General features: G+C 59.9%; 2 protein-coding genes. Both read left to right on the top strand.

Features of this window, described 5'->3' with window-relative positions:
* Window positions 1-487 (top strand): hypothetical protein (locus tag PH256_RS15185; RefSeq protein ID WP_333766450.1); only part of this gene is annotated, 487 nt, incomplete at its 5' end.
* Window positions 488-506: 19 nt separating this feature from the next.
* Window positions 507-833: hypothetical protein (locus PH256_RS15180; protein ID WP_270914828.1), on the top strand; the 327-nt coding region annotated here is incomplete at its 3' end.

Below are 833 nucleotides of genomic sequence, written 5' to 3'. Positions count from 1 at the left end.
CGCCCTCACGGTGACGGACAAGGCGCTGATGCCGGCAGACGAGATCGAAGTAAAAGACGGCTATCAAGTAGACAATACCGGCAGCGTGGATGCCTACATCCGCGTTACCGTAACCAAATACTGGGCGGACGAGAAAGGCAAAACCACCGATCTCGCCGCCGGAAACATCGAGCTGGGCCTGAACAGCGCCGACTGGATTAAGGCCGAGAAACTGTTCGAGGGCAACTCGGGCGAGACCGAGGTGTACTACTACAAGTACCCGGTACCGGCGGGCCAGAGCACCAGCGAGCTGCTGGAGATCATCGGTATCCCGGCTGACCTGACCAACGAGTATGCAGGTATGAACGTACACCTGGAGGCTGTGGCGGATGGCGTACAGTTTGCGGGCGCGGATGCGGCCGACCTGAACGCCAGCGGCATTCTGGCCAGCTGGGGCGTTGTGGCCGAGCTGGACGAGAATGGCAACCTGGTCAGCGTGACCGAATAAGCGGGAGGAGGCAGTGAAGATGAAGAAAAAACTGATCGCGAGCCTTTTCTCGCTGGCTCTGAGCGCGGTATTCGCGCTGGGCTGCTTTGCCGCCGGTGCCGACAAGGTGGTCTACGACGGCACCAACCTGACCTATTCGGGCAGCACTCAGATGAGCGGCTTTACCCAGATGATTCCGGGCAAGACCTATACCGGTACCATCACGCTGGAGAATACCGGCGACAAGGCTGCCTACTTCTACATGGACACCGACGTGGTGAGCACCCTGATCGGCGCTTCCAACGCCAAGGACACCGGCTACACCGTGAGCCTGACCTGCGGCGGCAATACCCTGTACGGCTATGAC

Source organism: Allofournierella sp. CML151 (genome assembly GCF_027853465.1).
GTDB lineage: Bacteria > Bacillota > Clostridia > Oscillospirales > Ruminococcaceae > Allofournierella.
The sequence above is the reverse complement of the archived record's forward strand: the minus strand, read 5'-3'. Positions and strand labels throughout refer to the sequence as shown.